This window comes from Sinorhizobium garamanticum, assembly GCF_029892065.1.
Classification (GTDB): Bacteria; Pseudomonadota; Alphaproteobacteria; order Rhizobiales; family Rhizobiaceae; genus Sinorhizobium; species Sinorhizobium garamanticum.
The window spans coordinates 351,942-368,161 of sequence record NZ_CP120375.1 but is presented as its reverse complement, the minus strand read 5'-3'; the positions used below and the strand labels follow the sequence as shown (position 1 = coordinate 368,161).

14 protein-coding genes and 1 pseudogene are annotated in these 16,220 nt (G+C 56.6%); 9 read left to right on the top strand and 6 right to left on the bottom strand.

Annotated elements, in window-relative coordinates:
* Window positions 1-89 precede the first annotated feature (89 nt).
* Window positions 90-716: pseudogene (locus tag PZN02_RS30980) on the bottom strand (DUF433 domain-containing protein).
* A gap of 865 nt (window positions 717-1,581) precedes the next feature.
* On the opposite strand from PZN02_RS30980, the gene PZN02_RS30975 reads away from it, so the two are divergent.
* The 8 genes from PZN02_RS30975 to PZN02_RS32365 are packed head-to-tail and all read left to right on the top strand — an operon-like array spanning window position 1,582 to window position 9,557.
* Window positions 1,582-2,733: a DegT/DnrJ/EryC1/StrS family aminotransferase gene (locus PZN02_RS30975; RefSeq protein WP_280663385.1), complete on the top strand. Its 1,152-nt coding sequence runs from the start codon at window positions 1,582-1,584 to the stop codon at window positions 2,731-2,733.
* Between the two features lie 41 nt (window positions 2,734-2,774).
* Window positions 2,775-3,527, top strand: a complete 753-nt coding sequence (locus PZN02_RS30970) for an amino acid kinase family protein (RefSeq protein ID WP_280663384.1) — start codon at window positions 2,775-2,777, stop codon at window positions 3,525-3,527.
* A complete protein-coding gene (locus PZN02_RS30965) occupies window positions 3,528-4,310 on the top strand; it encodes a nucleoside-diphosphate kinase (protein ID WP_280663383.1) in 783 nt (260 codons plus the stop codon).
* Window positions 4,307-4,861 carry a hypothetical protein gene (locus tag PZN02_RS30960; RefSeq protein ID WP_280663382.1) on the top strand — a complete coding sequence of 185 codons (555 nt, stop codon included), beginning with the start codon at window positions 4,307-4,309 and terminating at the stop codon, window positions 4,859-4,861. The genes PZN02_RS30965 and PZN02_RS30960 overlap by 4 nt, the downstream gene beginning before the upstream one ends.
* On the top strand, window positions 4,858-6,888 hold the full coding sequence (locus PZN02_RS30955; RefSeq protein WP_280663381.1) for an aminotransferase class III-fold pyridoxal phosphate-dependent enzyme: 2,031 nt from the start codon (window positions 4,858-4,860) through the stop codon (window positions 6,886-6,888). Before PZN02_RS30960 ends, PZN02_RS30955 begins: the two co-directional genes overlap by 4 nt.
* Window positions 6,885-7,358: a hypothetical protein gene (locus tag PZN02_RS30950; protein ID WP_280663380.1), complete on the top strand. Its 474-nt coding sequence runs from the start codon at window positions 6,885-6,887 to the stop codon at window positions 7,356-7,358. Before PZN02_RS30955 ends, PZN02_RS30950 begins: the two co-directional genes overlap by 4 nt.
* A complete protein-coding gene (locus tag PZN02_RS30945; protein ID WP_280663379.1) occupies window positions 7,348-9,060 on the top strand; it encodes a GMC family oxidoreductase in 1,713 nt (570 codons plus the stop codon). Before PZN02_RS30950 ends, PZN02_RS30945 begins: the two co-directional genes overlap by 11 nt.
* Before the next feature lie 2 nt (window positions 9,061-9,062).
* Window positions 9,063-9,557: a GNAT family N-acetyltransferase gene (locus PZN02_RS32365; RefSeq protein WP_425336373.1), complete on the top strand. Its 495-nt coding sequence runs from the start codon at window positions 9,063-9,065 to the stop codon at window positions 9,555-9,557.
* 135 nt (window positions 9,558-9,692) lie between these two features.
* On the opposite strand, the gene PZN02_RS30940 is transcribed toward PZN02_RS32365, so the two are convergent.
* From PZN02_RS30940 to PZN02_RS30920, 5 genes are all read right to left on the bottom strand, one after another.
* Window positions 9,693-10,526, bottom strand: coding sequence for a phosphodiesterase (locus PZN02_RS30940; RefSeq protein ID WP_280663378.1), 834 nt, complete (start codon window positions 10,524-10,526; stop codon window positions 9,693-9,695).
* Window positions 10,527-10,592: 66 nt separating this feature from the next.
* Window positions 10,593-11,870: an ABC transporter substrate-binding protein gene (locus PZN02_RS30935; RefSeq protein ID WP_280663377.1), complete on the bottom strand. Its 1,278-nt coding sequence runs from the start codon at window positions 11,868-11,870 to the stop codon at window positions 10,593-10,595.
* Window positions 11,871-11,983: 113 nt separating this feature from the next.
* The gene (locus PZN02_RS30930) at window positions 11,984-12,856 is read right to left on the bottom strand and encodes a carbohydrate ABC transporter permease (protein ID WP_280663376.1); all 873 of its coding nucleotides are present in this window, start codon (window positions 12,854-12,856) and stop codon (window positions 11,984-11,986) included.
* Window positions 12,853-13,776 carry a carbohydrate ABC transporter permease gene (locus PZN02_RS30925; RefSeq protein WP_280663375.1) on the bottom strand — a complete coding sequence of 308 codons (924 nt, stop codon included), beginning with the start codon at window positions 13,774-13,776 and terminating at the stop codon, window positions 12,853-12,855. The genes PZN02_RS30930 and PZN02_RS30925 overlap by 4 nt, the downstream gene beginning before the upstream one ends.
* Window positions 13,773-14,972 carry an ABC transporter ATP-binding protein gene (locus PZN02_RS30920; protein ID WP_280663374.1) on the bottom strand — a complete coding sequence of 400 codons (1,200 nt, stop codon included), beginning with the start codon at window positions 14,970-14,972 and terminating at the stop codon, window positions 13,773-13,775. The genes PZN02_RS30925 and PZN02_RS30920 overlap by 4 nt, the downstream gene beginning before the upstream one ends.
* Before the next feature lie 282 nt (window positions 14,973-15,254).
* Here PZN02_RS30920 and PZN02_RS30915 point away from each other — a divergent pair, with 282 nt between their 5' ends.
* Window positions 15,255-16,109, top strand: coding sequence for a MurR/RpiR family transcriptional regulator (locus tag PZN02_RS30915; protein ID WP_280663373.1), 855 nt, complete (start codon window positions 15,255-15,257; stop codon window positions 16,107-16,109).
* The last annotated feature ends 111 nt before the right edge of the window (window positions 16,110-16,220 follow it).

The following is a 16,220-nucleotide window of genomic DNA, read 5'->3' as shown; positions in this document are numbered from 1 at the left end:
GGTCTTCGTGCAACATGATGTTTATGGTCTGTTCGAGCTTAGCGTACGATTTCGAACAGCTCTTGTTCCGACCCCATCGATGAGAAATTTCACGCAGGCGTATCCGGGCTTTCGGATGCGCCATCGCTTGGACGCGGAATACTCTTGATTGATTTCACCCTTAGCCTCTGCTCTGAAGCCTTTTCGGCCGTCCCCGAGCGGGATGAGCCGCAGCCCAAATCTCCGCAAGCTCGACCATGTGTGCCGTGAGCGGAGGATATCCTTCGACGATGTCCTCGGTCGTGGCTCCCTGGGCTTTCATGACGGCGATCAACCGCACGGGAATACGTGCCTTTGAACACCGGTTCACGGCCGAGCACACCTTTGGACCTATGAACGAGATCCTCAGCTTCGCAACGAGCATCGGCACGGGTCGCGAGCTGTTCCCTTGCGCGCGCGACGTCGACAATCAAATAGTCGTCTGCCCTGACCGTCTCGGCGCCAGGATTTTCGTCGATGGCGTCGAAGAGGCGTTTTCGGCGGTCGGCCGAAAGGATCGACCCGACGCCGTACCAAAGCTTCAGACGAAGCAGATCGTTATCAGTGATCGTGCGGCTTCGGTGACCGGAAAAGCGGCTTCCGATGATCCGTTTATCGATGGCATTGTGGACCGACTTGATGCCGACCTCACTCACGGCGCCGACGTCAGGATCATTGGCCTGACTCCCGACAGACACACGGTGCAAAAAATACACGCGTCGTGCTTCCATTAGCCGTCGCCATCCGGCTCTTCGAAGACGACAGGTCGAGCGGCGCCATGTGCGCCCTGACTGACGGTTAGGACATTTTCGTTAAGCGAAATTTCGCATAGCATACCTGCTCACACGTTCACACGCCATTCCACGAAGATCGTTCGGCATCCGACACCTCCTGTGGGTTTTGTGAAATCCGCGACACGGCGCTGTGCCGCTTTGCGTCCTGCCACATTTTCATTGAAGCCATTGCATAACGTGCACAAGTATTTTTTTGGACGCGATTTTTGCGCCCTTGGCACGCCTTTTGCAGTTTCTTTGTCGAGAGACCGCAGGTGCATGGCTTCCCATGTTCTGGGTACTGGAGAAACAACATTGACATACAGGACAGGGCTTGCCAGGCGCTGGCAATACACCCCAACGCGTCCTACCTGGCGTGATTCGCAGCATTGACGGAAGCGCGGGCCTCCGCGGAGCCTGACGGCGATGCGAAGAACCTCGGTGCCCCGGCCCTCCGGCAAACGACGCTGCCCCTCCCTGAAGCCTGAGCAGCTGAGGGGGACTGGGGGAAAACGAGAACGGGCCGGCGGGGATGAGACGAAATATGGGCCTGGAGGACTGCCAGTGATCTCAATCCGTAGCTGGACCTATGTTCCTGTCCCGACGGCAACCAGTTGGCCAACTTGCCCTGAGAGCAATGTCGGCAGCGGTGTGTGATCTAATGGAGGGCCTGAATGAACAAGTATGTCAGTTTGGACTTGAATGCTTCCTCAAGGGCTAAGGATCGACTTGGAGCATCTGTCGCACTTTTCGGCGGAAACCCTGTCGTCGCTCCGGGACGGATTACGCCGTGGCCGGCCGCAAAAGGAAGCATTTGAAGGCCCTTGGGGCAGTTGTGGATAGCGGCAGGTATCATCGGGTCAATCATTCGGTTGTTACTGACCTTGAGCGGCGCTTCACGAACTGGGCAGGAAATTGGACAACACGGGCGGTCGGCAGCGGCACTGCGGCAATACACGTTGAAATCGATTACTACAAAGATCGAGGACACCACGTCGTTACTGCAGCGCTCAACTGGCCAGGGGCGGTTGGCCCGATCTCGATCAGCGGCCTAGAGCCGAGATTCGTCGATGTTGATCTAACGCTTGCCGGTATTGACGACGAAGCAGCAGCCGACACTATGGGATCGGATGTGGCGGCGGTCCTTGTTACACACCTATTTGGCAACAATATTCGCGCCCCGAGAACGCGGGCTGCAGCCCGGAGCCGAGGGATAGCAATCATCGATGACGTGTGCCAGTCAATCGGTGCCGTGAAGGATATCGTGGATGGTGTGTACCTTGAGAGCGACGCCCTCGCGTTGTCGGGAAATGGCGCCAAACATCTTGGAGCGGGAGAACTAGGTTTCGTTCTCACGAAGGACCTTGGCCTCATCGAGCATGTCGACCATGTTTCATTGACAAGTTCATCTCGGAGTGGAGCGCGACTATTTTCAGCTTACTCCCAGGGCTACAACTATCGGCCAAACGTTTTCTCTGCGGCGATAGCAGGATCGCGCATCAAGAGCTTAGACCAGCAACTCCAGAAGCGGAGAAGTAATGCGACGACTCTATGGCAGATGATCAGGGATCTTCCCGGGCTGTCGCCTCTATTCGATCCTACGGACCATAACCAATCAATGCTTAACTTTCCTCTGCGGCTCGAACCAGAAATGTTGGGCTTTTTCCAGGCCTCTGCTGGTAGAGATTTTATAGTTGAGCTGCTTCGGGCAGAGGGCGTACCGGTTTTGGTTTGGCTCACGCGACCTGTATTCGAATACTTACCCGCAGTGTGCGGAAGATGGAATGCAGCCGATTTTCCGAACACCATGAGGCTTTTGGACACAATGTTCTGCGTTTCGGAGATCGCTCCACCGAACGACGCCGAAATTATGAAACTCTACGCTGACGCCTTTCACAAGATATGGAGTGCCCTTCCTAAAATCCTCGGAAGGGGTGCGTGAGGTTGCGACAGCCGCATAGGAGATTCAAGGGCGAGGGAAAGATGGAACCAGCTTCGAATGGGTTTCCTCCTTATGGCATTTCCGCAGTGGTGAAGTTCGGCGGAAGTCTCATGCGCAATCTGGAGACCTGCAGAACGGTTCTCGCTGGACTTGAGCACGTCCGTAGCGCCGGTCACCGAATCTTGGTTGTCCCCGGAGGCGGTCTTCCGGACAAGGTCATAGAGGCGGTAGACGCAGCACATCCTCTCGCGGCGTTTACCGCACATCATGCATGTGCGCTCGCACAGGACCAGACGGGATACATGATTACCGATCCAGCATTCTCATCGAACCTAGCTGCGTGCTCGACCCTAGGCGAGTGCCGGTTGCTTATCAAGGAAGGTAAGATTCCCGTGTTGCTACCTTCTCGGATCCTTTTTGCACTCGACCCGGTTGAGTGGAGCTGGGATATCACTTCCGATTCGATCGCCGCCTGGGTTGCATGGCTGACAAATACCGAGAAACTCGCGATTCTGACAGACGTTGATGGCGTCTACCGGAACGGCAGAACAGATCAACCTGCAGCGCTGATGTCCGAAGTTGCTTCTGATGAGTTGGCGCGCCTCGGTCACACGTCGATCGACGCATGTGCGGCTCACTTTATGGCAGAACGAGGTCTCTCGGGTGCCGTGCTGAATGGTGCATTTCCGCAGCGATTGGGTGATTGGCTTGAAGGACGCAAAGTAACCGGCACCCTTATTAGGAACCCCTCACAGCGGGAACAGCCAGTGCAGACTGGGAGGGGAGCAGCGTAAATGGCGTCGGTGGGCTTAACCGTGTATGGACCCGAGGTCGCAAGATCCGGCCTGACGAGCAAACTTGATCAATTTATCACCCGTGAAGGAAGGCTGGAGCCTGGTAAACGATTCTTTGCCGTCCACAGTCGCAGTTCCATTGAAGCATTCTACTCCCTTACGGGATCAACCCACGCGAAACACTGGCCGCTCGTGCTGGACCTTTTCGACATGCGCCCGGTGTGTGCAACACTGTGGATCGGGGACGAAGCTTTATCATACCTTCAAAATCTGAAGGGCAAGGCCCAGCCTGCCCAATCAGCCAAAGGAACCATTCGCAGTCGCTTTTACTGCGATAATCCAGTCACGAACCTTGTCCACGTGAGCGACAGCGAGAGCTTGATGCGCGAGGAACTCAGAATTCTTCGCGCTCACTCCACCGGGACGGGTGAGGCTAGTTGGAAGGCGCTCAATTCCGGCCGGATTTCACACTCGTCATTCCGCGTGCTGCTTACAAGCTTGGGGAATACCCAAGCACCTCATTCCGACATCTATAACATAGGCGACGATGCTGTTGCGAACGCACGCGCTGCGTTCGAGCAGGCGGAAGCGCTCGCCGTGGGCTGCGGAATGCTGGAAACAATCCAAGGATTTCTCGCAGGTGAGGTTGCCAGCCTCAAAGACCTCCTCAACAGAGTAGGCGGACTTTCAGCCTGGGACCGCCTTCTGCTCGAAGCGGGCCTTCTTGCCATGCCTTGCTGGAACTCACTCATCCACGCGTCGCCCGCATGGGAGGGAGCATGATGTCGCGTGTATTATGCAGTGCGCTCACGGCGATGGCGCCTAATCGGTCAGAAGAGAGTTGGCTCGCAGGCAGCAGCGTCATCGCTCATCTCCTAAAGCGAATTCCGAACGACATTGATATCCATCACCTTCAACAAGTCGCTTTTGAACATGCGATCGGGCAGGACACCAACGTTCTGACACGATCGGGGTTCGTGGCAATTGAGTCAAAGGTTTCGTCTAGCGAACTCGAAAGAACCTTTGCCCATGCGCAAGGAACCGTAAAGATCAACTGGGTTCTAGAGTCGGAGAGGCCAATGCCTCTTATTTCTGATCCGACCATCGGTGTGCGCGCCAACTATACGGCCATCGTGGCACGCAAAATTGAGATGTACAAACACGATCGCCTAGCCAAGCACCGCGAGGATCTTCTTTGCCTTCTCCGCAAGGAATCTTGCATGGAGACCGAGCTTGACATCGCTTGCTTCGAATCTCAGCTCGCCGCGTTGGAATTGAGAACGCCAACCATGACACGAAGCTGGTGTACCTGGCCACAGGGAGGCCTCAAATGATGACTGTAGAAGGAATCAGAGAGACTCTGGCCGCAAGCCAAAAACGTAGTTTTCCGTTCCTCATGACCGAGTTTGGGTTAGACTTGGTTGTGCATGAAGGAGTTTTTCCTCCAGAAGAGTTCGGTGGCTGGCGATGGGCGACTGAGAATTTCCCCCCGGTTCAAGGACTAGATGTCCTAGAAATCGGGTGCGGGTTTGGCCTGCCTAGCCTGCACCTCGCGAGAGCGGGGGCCAGATCTGTGACGTCCGTTGATATAAACGCCCGCGCAGTCGCCAACACGATTGAAAATGCAGTCCGCAACAACATCTCTAATCTTAAAGCTTTCGAAAGCGACGTTTTCTCTAATGTGCGGCCTAAACGACAATTTGATATCATTTTCTGGAATTTCCCCAGCCAGTTCGCCCCCGACGGCTTTGAATATGAAAACGATCTTGAACGTGGGATCATCGACGCCGGATATACTTTGCTACGGAGGTTCTTATCAGAGGGGCCGGACTGGCTTACGAACGATGGCCGGATAATCATGGGTTTCGGCAGCTACGCCCGCGATGACATCCTTTCAGAGATCGTATGCCAAAACCGGCTTGAAGCATCCATACTAGTTAAGGGAGCGCAACAGACTAGGACAGCGACCTATAGGCTTGTGCAAATCCGTAAAGGTCACGAACAGCCACGTAGTCGTTTCAGCCAGTCTCGGGCACTCACCGAGCGCGCTCGGGGCCTATATCCGGCCGGCGTTACCAGAGTTTCGGTAGGAACAGTTCCAATTGGTAAGAGAAATGATGGTCTGTCCATCTACGCGCACGCGGGAGAGGGCGCACGCATACAAGATGCCGACGGGAACAGCTATGTTGATTTTCACAGCAATTTTTCGACATTGATCCACGGTCATCGGCACCCGGAAACCGTCGGAGCTATTGCTTCTCAACTGGAGCGTGGCACTTGTTTTGGCAATCCAACGGTAGCTGACATCGATCTCGCACAGGCGATTTGCGAGCGTATTCCTGCCATTGAGCGTGTTCGCTTCTTGAACAGTGGGACCGAAGCCGTAATGTTCGCGATAAAAGCGGCCAGAGCCATGACCAACCGTACTCGCCTAGCAAAGCTCGAGGGAGCTTTTCATGGTACTTACGATTGGGCTGAGGTGAGCGCACGCAACTGCCCGGAAAATTGGGGAGCTGACTTCCCGAACTCAAATCCACCGTATTCCAATACGCCCCCAAATGTATGCGAGGAAGTCGTCGTTTTGCCACTCAACGACACCCAACGATCAAGGACAATTATTGAGCAGCATCGTTCCGACCTCGCCTGCATCATTGTCGATGTGCTTCCCTGCGCCGCGGGCATGATCCCGCTCAATCCCGACTATCTGGCCATGCTACAGGACACTGCGCGACAGCATGGGATTTTGTTGATCAGCGACGAGGTTGTCTGCTTTCGACTTGGCTACCACGGTGCTTCTGCAGCGAGAGGGCTCGAGCCTGATTTCGTGACATTGGGCAAGGTCGTAGGGGGCGGATTACCTATCGGCGTAGTAGGCGGGCGCTCAGCGACTATGGAAGCTTTCGCTCCGCAGGATAGTGCCCCAGTACCTCAAGGTGGAACGTTTTCAGCGAACGCACTTACGATGGCCGCCGGTCGCGCTGCACTTACCGCGTTGACGGTGTCCGAAATTGAGCGGATCGACGAACTTGGTAACTACCTCCGTCAACAAGCGGAGGAGTCTGCTGCCCAGGCGGGCATAGCTATTACAGTGCAAGGGGCCGGATCCCTGTTTCGATTCCATTCAAAGCAGGCCCGACCATTGTCATATCGCGAAGCCTATCATGATGTCGCGGAGAGCGAGGCCCTGCGACGGCTGCACGCCGGCATGCTTGAACGCGGCTTCTATGTAGCAGCCCCTTTCTGGGGGAGTATCTCGACATCAATGACAATACTTCACGTCGACGATTTCCTCGATGCCTTCCGAGCATGTCTCCGCGAAATTCCCGATCTTAAGAGACTCGATAGGAGAACCGCTACATGAGCCTAACCGCTTCGCCATCGGAATCGGAAATTGCCCTGTTCAGCTTGTTGGTCTGCGACCTTACTGCGTTCGACGACTTTGACACGCAGCTTCTCGCCCTCAATCTGTCCACTTTAAGAGCAGAAAGAGCTGCCGTGGGCGATATTGATCGACTACTCAGCGCATACAGAATACTACGCGCAGAATGCGCTGATGGGGATGTCGCGTTTCGCTGCCAAGCCCTTCGGAGCAATGGAGAGTTCGCCGAAACGCTCAAGCAGATCCTCTATCTGTTCTATTTGGGGTCGATTCGCATCAACGGACACTGGAAGCGTTGCGGTTGGAGGCAGCATGAGGACGCGCTTGTTTGGAAGGCGCTTGGGGTTCATTCCCCTATGACCCGCGGTGAGGGTGAGTTTGGCGATTGGGCCGAAAGGCCGCGAGACCGTGCTCGGACGGACCAGCGAAACGAGCGGCGGGATGAGCACTGACTTCCGCGACGTGGCGATAATCGGATCTGGATTCGCAGGCTCCCTGATCGCAAGTTCATTGGCTGAAGCGGGCATGGATGTTGTGTTAATCGAAGCTGGCTTGCCAGTCGAAGACGAGAGGCACGTCAGGCAAGGGCTACGGGAGACATTTGCCAACTCGGATGAAGCCGAGATCTTCGCCCCATATGCGGACCTCCTTCCCCCACAAGATAGGGAACATAAATCCGAATACTTCATCCAAGGAGCTACCGGACCCGGCCGTTTCGAAGGCCAATATCTGCGGCTTGCTGGTGGAACAGGCCTCGCTTGGCTGGGGACAGCGTTGCGTATGTGCCCGAACGACTTTCGCATGCGGACGACGTATGGTCGCGGGCAAGACTGGCCGATCTCTTATGCTGACTTGGAGCCATGGTACTGCATGGCTGAAGAAGCAATTGGCGTGGCGGGCAGCCCGGAAGCCGACCTCTCCTTGAATTCATCGAGAAGTAAGCCCTTTCCCATGCCAGCTATTCCGCAGAGCTACACTGATCAATACGCAATTGCTCGGATCAAGGGCTTGCAATTTGCGTCCAAGGAAATCCGTATTGTCCCTACTCCTCAAGCGCGTAACTCAATCGACGGGTATAACGGCCGGCCACTTTGTGAAGGCTATTCGTCCTGCGTGCCACTTTGCCCAGTAGGCGCAAAATACGATCCCTTAGTGCATTTACGACGCGCATTGCTGCGCGGAGCGGAACTGCTTGCGGGCGCGGTTGTCTCGAAACTGGACTCGTCCAACGACGGCCGGGTAACTACTGCTTGGTTCGTGGACAGCGACGGTTCGACCGGAAGCCTCCAAGCCCGCATATTCGTGTTGGCTGCAAACGGGATAGAGACACCGAAGTTGCTGATGCAGTCCAACCATCAACATGCCGCTGGCTTGGCGAATGAAAGTGGTCTGGTCGGGTGTAATCTTATGGATCATGCTGAGAAGCACTCCTGGGCCGTCGTTCCTGATCCGATTTTTGCTTACAGAGGACCGCAATCCACATCGGGAATAGAGATTCTTCGCGACGGTCCATTTCGGACAGATCGGGCAGCATTTCGGACCGCGCTGCGCAATGACGGCTGGCGCAACGTTAATGGCGCCCCCTACGGTGATGGAGCTTTATCCTCCGCTGCGGTCGGAGGCACGTTAATTGGGTTAATCGACCAGCAGGGTCTTGTCGGTGAGCATTTGTTCAATGCGGTCCACAGCATAGGAACTCGACAATTTGCACTGCAGAGCGTTATCGAAATGCTTCCAGACCCGTCTAACTTGATTAGGCTCTCGTCGGAGAAAGACCGCCTTGGCTTGCCTCGTCCGGAAATTCATTTCCGGCTCGACAAATACAGCCGCGATGGGATCGCGGCCGCAGCACGCCTTCATCGAGAGATCTTTCGCGCATTACGCTGCAAGCAAACGGCGTTCGGCATTCATATGCAAGACGACAGAACAGCGTCGGATGCCGGAGGCAGTCATATCATGGGCACCACTGTCATGGGAAACGACCCAAAGACGTCGGCAGTAGATGCGAATTGCATGGCACATTCCCACAAAAATCTATTTGTTGCCAGCAGCGCGGTTTTTCCGACAGGAGCAGCGGCGAATCCGACGTTAACAGTGTGCGCACTTTCCCTTCGGCTCGCCGAATATCTCAAAGATACAATGCATACTCGCTAGCCATGGTCGCCGTTCTTCCGCAAATGTGGGATGGGGTACTGGAACTTCGTCCCGTGATTCCCAGCGACCTCGTCCAGCTTCTTCCGCTTTGCGTCGAGCACGCCGCATACGAAGGGTCCACAATCCATGAAAACGACCAGGTTATGCGTTGGAATTCTGCGTTTTTTGGCACGCCTCCACAGCTATATGGCTGGGTCTGCAGCGAAGGTGGACACTTGGGCGCAGTGCTGAAAGGATACATAACCGCCTCGATCTCTATTTCGACGTGGTCCGCAAAGCCATACGTGTTTCTAGACTGTATTTACCTCAAGCCCATCATTCGACGCATGGGTATCGGCCGGTCAATGCTAATGACGTTGCGAGAGTTTGCACGAGGACAAGGGTGTCAAGAGATCCAGTGGCAGACTATCTTGTCAAACGAAACAGGAAGTGCGTTCTACAGTTCGCTCGGAGCGATACCGGTCACGAAGACGAGATGGAGCTTACCAGTCGAGTGAGAATCGCAGCCGCCTACAATTCGTCTCGAGCAGCAGTTGACGGCCCGTGCAATTAAAAATAGCTCCGGCGGACTAACTGATGTCGCCGGAGCCGCGTGCTTCGGGCACATTGGAAAACCTTCAGTCGCTTTTGGTTCAGCGGCGCGCGAACTCGATGAGCCCGATCCCATCGTCCGTAGGATACTCGCGAGCGATGATGTCGTCATCCTCTACTGGAGCGGTGTGATGCACGAGTACGCCAGCCTCGGTTATTGTCACGATGTCATAAGTCGGCTCCGATTCCATAAATTCGGTGATCCCTGGCTTAAAGCTCAACGCAATACGGTGCGAGACGCCCCGATTGCAGCTGAAAGGAATTCCGTGCCAAACGCCGCTTGTCGTCAGGTGAAGATGACCAAAGGCGATGTGCATGATCGACTTTTCAGCGCGGATTTTCGAAAGGAAAGGATACGGATCGTTGAGTAAGATGTCGTCAAAGATTGGCACCCCGACCGAAAACGGAGGGTGATGCATGAATATTACCGATCGTCGTGACCCGTTGTCTTCGAACACGTCATGCAGCCACTGAGTGCGCTTGGTGCACATACGACCCCAGCCGGGATGGTCATCGTCGAGAGTGTCGAGAAAGATGAGCCGAACGTCACCTAAATCGGTTGTGGACTGAACAAATCCAAATTGATCGATCGGTTCATTTGGAAATACTCGTCGGAAGTTGTCTCGATTATCGTGATTACCTAAGAGCAAGCGATATGGAACACGCAGTTCAGCTAGTATTGTAGCGAGGGCTTCGTAAGCTGGAATCTGCCCTCGGTCGGTCAGATCGCCTGTGATGACGCAAAACGCCGCGTCACTGTGATACCGATTAATTGCCGTGACCACCGCGGACAGGCGGGCGCAAGGATCAAGCCCAACGACGGGTTGACCAAAAGGCGCAACATGCGTGTCGGTGATGTGGATAACTTTCAGCATTTATATTGACCTTCGGAAAAGAAAATTGAGGAACAAGAAGGGGCCGTCGCCCCCTCTCATTCTGGCCTATTCGTTGACGATCTCTTCGGTGGACTGGACCATCTCCTTGAGCCCGTCTGCCGGCGCGACATCGCCGTTTCCGATGCGGAACAGGATCTCGGACTGTGCCTTCCAGACTTTGATGCTCTTGACGTTCGGGTAGCCGAACCAAGCCACGGCAATAGGCCATTGTGTGAGGCTCGTCTTCCAATCGGGATTCGACGCGTAGAACTCGCCGAGATATTCGTTCTTCAGGGCCTGCTTATTGGTTGGCATGTAGCCGGAACCCAGGACGGTGACCTTCTGACCGGCAGGGCTGGTGAGGAATTTTACGAACTCCCAGGCCGCCTTCTGCTTTTCGGGATCCTGCGTCAGGATCGTGGCGAAGTTGCCGCCGGTCGGGACGTGGCCTTCTTCGGCTCCCATCGGAAACGTGCCGGTGACCAGCTTGAACTTGCCGCCGATCGCGTCACCCATAATTCGGATGTCGCCAGTCGAACCGATGAAGATGCCGAGCTTTCCGGCCGCAAACTGCGCCATGCCCGCATCCTCGTCGATCCAGGGCATGCCGACCTCATCGACCAGACGTCGAACAGTCGTCGCCGCCTTCAGGCCGGCCTGATCACCATAGGTGACTGTGGTCCTGTCCGGGCTCATCATCGTGCCGCCATAGCTGTAGACCATGGCCTGCCAGAACCAGTCGCCGAGCGCGAGATTGATTTGCATCCCGTCGACCTCACCATTGGCCTGCTTGATCCTCTTGGCCGCTTCGATGAATTCGTCCCAGGTCTTGGGGAGGTTCTCGGAGTCCAGGCCCGCCTTTTTCATGAGGTCGGCGTTGAAGTACGATATCGGCGTGGACGCGTTGAACGGCAGGCCCCACTGGTGCCCGTCGATTCGGCCAAGCTCGAGCACGTTCGTGTCATAGTTCTCGTTGATCCAAGCCTCACCTTCCTTGTCGAGGAAAGGCTTCATGTCGACGATCTGCTTGCGCGGAGCCAGCGTCGAGACGAGGTCGGGCAGAAGGTTCATGCCTGCGAAAAAGATGTCCGGCGATTGACCGGTCATCGCCTCGCGGGCGACGGCCAGGTGCCCCTCATAATAATCGGTCGCCGGCGCGCGGAAATTGATCTTGATGTCCGGATGTTCCTTCATGAAGGCATCGGCGAGCGGCTGGTAGAAGCGCTCGCGGAATGCTCCATAGGCATGTACGACCTCAAGGGTGGTTTCCGCGTGCGCCGGCGCGGCGCTGAAGCCGGCGGCCGTGAAACCGGCAGCTAACAGGCAAGCCAAAGTCTGTCTCATCGCGATGTTCCTTTCGCTGAGTTGATAGGAGGAGATGGTTGCTCTTCTTGATGTTGGCGGTCGCGCCACGGATGCCACGGCCGGACGTTCTCGTCCGGGTGGGAGCTCGAAAATCACTTCACTCCGGTCATCGTCACCCCTTCGACGAAATACCGCCGCGCCAGAAGAAACACGCAGATCAGCGGCAAGGTGATGATGGTCGCGGCGGCCATGAGCGGTCCGTAGCTGACGCCTTCGGCCGACTGGAAGTTCAAGAGGCCGAGCGGCGCAGTCATCCGGTCGGTCACGTTGACGACGATCAGCGGCCAATAGAGATCGTTCCAGTGGGCGGTCACGGAAAAGACCGAGAACGCCGCGATTGCTGGCAGGGCGCTCGGAACGATGAGGCGGAGCACGATCTCGATTTCCGTGAAACCGTCGATTCTTGCGGCGTTAATGATCTCCTGCGGAAAGGTGCGGAAGTGCTGGCGGAACAGGAAAATCGCGAAAGCCGAAAAGAACCAGGGAAACATCAGCGCGAAATAGCTGTTGAGCAGCCCGAGCTTCGCAAGGGCGACGTACATCGGAAGTGCGGGGACCTGAACCGGGATGCAGAGCGCAAACAAGACAAGCCCGAACAGGAGCGCCTGCCCGCGGAACTTCATCTGCGCCAGCGCATAGGCCGCGGCAATGGAGGTCACGAGCTGGACGCTCAAAACTCCAACGACCACGATCAGGCTGTTGAGCATGAAGAGGCCCATCGGCGCGGCGCTCAAGGCCTTGCCGAAGTTTTCGCCAGCCCGCAGCGTCGCCGGGTCGAGCGAGAACGGGTGGGAGAAGATGTCCGCGGGATCCTTTACTGCTGCAAGGATCATCCAGGCGAACGGGAGAAGGATGGTCGCGGCGCACAGCAGCAGCAGACCGTGTTTCAGGGCGGCAGCGAAAATCGGCGCCAGCGGGAGTCCAGCAGGTTTGTCGAGAGACACGGCGCGCGTGGCGGATGTCATGAGTAGTGCACTCCCCTCGCTGCAAAGATCTGAACAGCCGAGATCGCCATCATGATGATCAGGAAGAATACCGTCAGCGCCGATGCATACCCGGTCTCGAAATACTGGAAGCTTGCCTGGTAAAGCTGATGGAGGATCACCTCGGTCGATCCCGCCGGCCCGCCATGCGTGATGACGGCGACGGTGTCGAAGACCTGGAAGGCGGTAATTGTCGAGGTGATGGTCACGAATATCGTCGTGGGCCCAAGCATTGGCCATGTCACACGAAACAGCCGGTCCCAGAAACCGTCGGCGCCATCGACTGCGGCCGCCTGATAAAGGTCCCGCGGGATGCCGGTAAGCCCGGCCAGAAACAGGATCATATTGAAGCCGACGAGGTGCCAGACACCGATCGCAGCAAGCGCGAAGATAGCGATGGACGGGTTGTTGAAGAAGTCGATGCGTTGGAAGCCGAGCGCTGCGATCAGCTCGTTGACCGGCCCGACACGGCTATGCAGCATGAACTTCCAGACGAGCCCAAGCGCAACGAGCGTGCTGGCGACCGGCAAAAAGAAGATGACCTCGTAAACCCGTCTCATGCGACCGGTGCCATGCACCAGGATTGCCAAAAGCAGACCAAGGAGTACCGACCCGGAGACCACGACGCAGACATAGAGAGCCGTATTCGACAGCGCATTCAGGAAGCTGCGATCATGGGCGAGATTGGCATAATTGCGAATTCCCACGAGCGACCAGTCGGTTGCTCCAAGGCTGTAGTCCGAGAAGCTCAGTCCAATGACGATGCCTATCGGAGCAAGGACAACAATGGCAAGCAGCGTGGCGGCCGGCAGAGCAAACAAGTAGGCCGGGTTGATCCCGTCGGCTTTTTGTCGCGCTCGATGATCTTCGCTGAAGGCTTCGGAAGTCGCAAGCGAACTCATGACACCGCCTCAAGCCGCGCGGCGTCCCGGAGCTTTTCAGATCGTGCGAGCCGCCCGGCGCCATCGAACACGAGAAAGCGCTCTGGCCACAGACCTACCCGGACTAGATCAGGATCGCCACCGCTCGCGCGAACCTCCGCCCAATCCCGCTGCGGCAGCCGCGCCGTCACTGGAACCTGGCCGTCTCCAGTGAGTATAAGGTGAATGATGACCTCGTTTCCGAGGTTCTCGATCAGACGTATGCGCGCGTGCTTTAGAGAAGACGCGCCAAGCGGTTGGGTCTGAGCGACAACAGCCACATCTTCCGGGCGTATGCCTATTTGGATTCGCTCTCCCGGCGCCAAGTCGGTCCGCAGTTTCTGGCTTTCGCCAAACAGGCGAATGTCGCCCCGTTCGCCGATCTGGGCTGGCAGGATGTTGATCGGCGGCGAGCCGATGAAACGCGCCACGCGGATGTCTGCAGGCGCGGCGTAGACCTCCGCCGGGGTTGCGACCTGCACGAGTGCGCCGTTCATCATGACGGCGATTTTTCCGGACATAGTCATGGCTTCAACCTGGTCGTGGGTGACGTAGAGGAAGGTCGCATTCAGGCGTCTTTGCAGCTCGACCAGTTCGGTCCGAACCTGCGTTCTCAGGGCGGCATCGAGATTGGAGAGCGGTTCATCCATCAGAAAGACGCCGGGGTGGCGCACCATCGCGCGTCCGAGCGCGACGCGCTGCCGTTGGCCCCCCGACAGTTCGCTTGGCTTGCGCTCGAGGAGCGCCTCGATTCCAAGCGACTTCGCCACCTCGCCGATGGTCGAGCCTACCTGCCGGCGCCTGGCGCTCATTCCCGGCACAAGATGACCGATCACAGGCATTCGCGCGACGAATGGCAGATTTGCCATGATCAACGGCATTGCAAGGTTGTCCCGGACCCGCATATGCGGATAAAGTGCATAGGACTGAAACACCATGGCTATGTCGCGTTGGCTGGGACGCAGCCGATTTACGAGCTCGCCACCGATTTCGATTGATCCTGCATCCGGCTGATCGAGACCGGCCAGGATTTTGAGCAGTGTCGACTTACCGCAGCCCGATGGTCCGACGAGCGTCATGAACTCGCCGGCCTCAACCGTAAGATCGATGTTCCGAAGGACCTGACTCGCGCCATATCCTTTTTCGATTTTTGATAGTCGAACTGCCGATCCCGTCATCACGCTCTCCTTGATGAAGGTCTCCATAGTGGAGTTATTTATCACTTCTGTGACATGACATGGATTTTTTCTCCGCATCACGTCTGGAGTGGCGCTCCACCGTGTGCGACAGTGAATCGCCGCATGGCGGCCGGTCGTGGCATGCGGAGCATCGCCATTGGTTAAGGCTTCCCGACCGTGTCTGACACTTGTTTACAATGATCGGACGATAGAGAGTTCGAACCCGGCGAGATTCGGGCGGCGCGACGGCGCCAGACGAGTATTATGGATGCGGAGTACAACATGGCCATACATGGCGAGAGCATGCGAACGACCTCAAAGGATGGAGAGACACTTACGCCGGTTCTTTTGAAGGTCGAAACTGCGCTCGATTATCCCAACGCCCTGGCCCGGGTTGCGCAATATATCCTTGAGAACCCCAAGAAAGCGGTGCGTCAGTCGCTTGGCGAATTGAGCGCTGCTTCGCAAAGTGGGCAAGCGACGATATTCCGCCTTTGTCGCGAACTGGGGTTCAAAGGATTCACTGATTTCAAGCTCGCGCTTGCCGCAGAGGTCGGCCAGCGGGAAACCGAGCCGAACCGGAGCGAGAACCTGACCGTCAACTCGCTGGATGAGACGGTTTCGCTGATTTCGCGCTCGGTATCCAATACGCGTCAGCTTGTGCAGCAGGAAGTCCTGGCCTCTGCCGCTCCGCCGCTATTGAGCGCGCGCCACGTCAACATCTATGGCTCCGGCGACTCTGGACTTGCTGCCGAGGTTCTGTTTCATCGTCTGCGGCGCATCGGCGTGAACGCCCGAATTTTCGTCAATGTCGGCTATGCCCATGAAGCTGCAGAAGCCATGACGGCGGACGATGCGGCAATTGCCGTTTCCCAATCAGGAGCCTCGCCTGACACGGTGGAGTTCCTGCGCAAGGCCCACCATATCGGCGCTTTTTCGCTCGCGATCACCTGCCATCCAAAATCCAGCCTTGCAAAGGTCGCGAACGTTGTCCTGCAAATGGCACGGCTTCCGCAACCCGGCCTCAGCGAGCAGATGATCGCTCTGCCACGTGCGGTCTTCATTGCAGAAGCGCTGGCCATCGCGATCGCCGATCATGCGAAAGCCGTAACGAAGTCGGCACGCGCCACACGCTAGTCACACTCCATTCAATCCATTGCATTTGGATTTTTAATCCACTATTTCTGCTTTGTCGGGGCCACATCCTGGTGAGCTCGACACCAAAGTTGTCGACGGGCCGGTAACGTT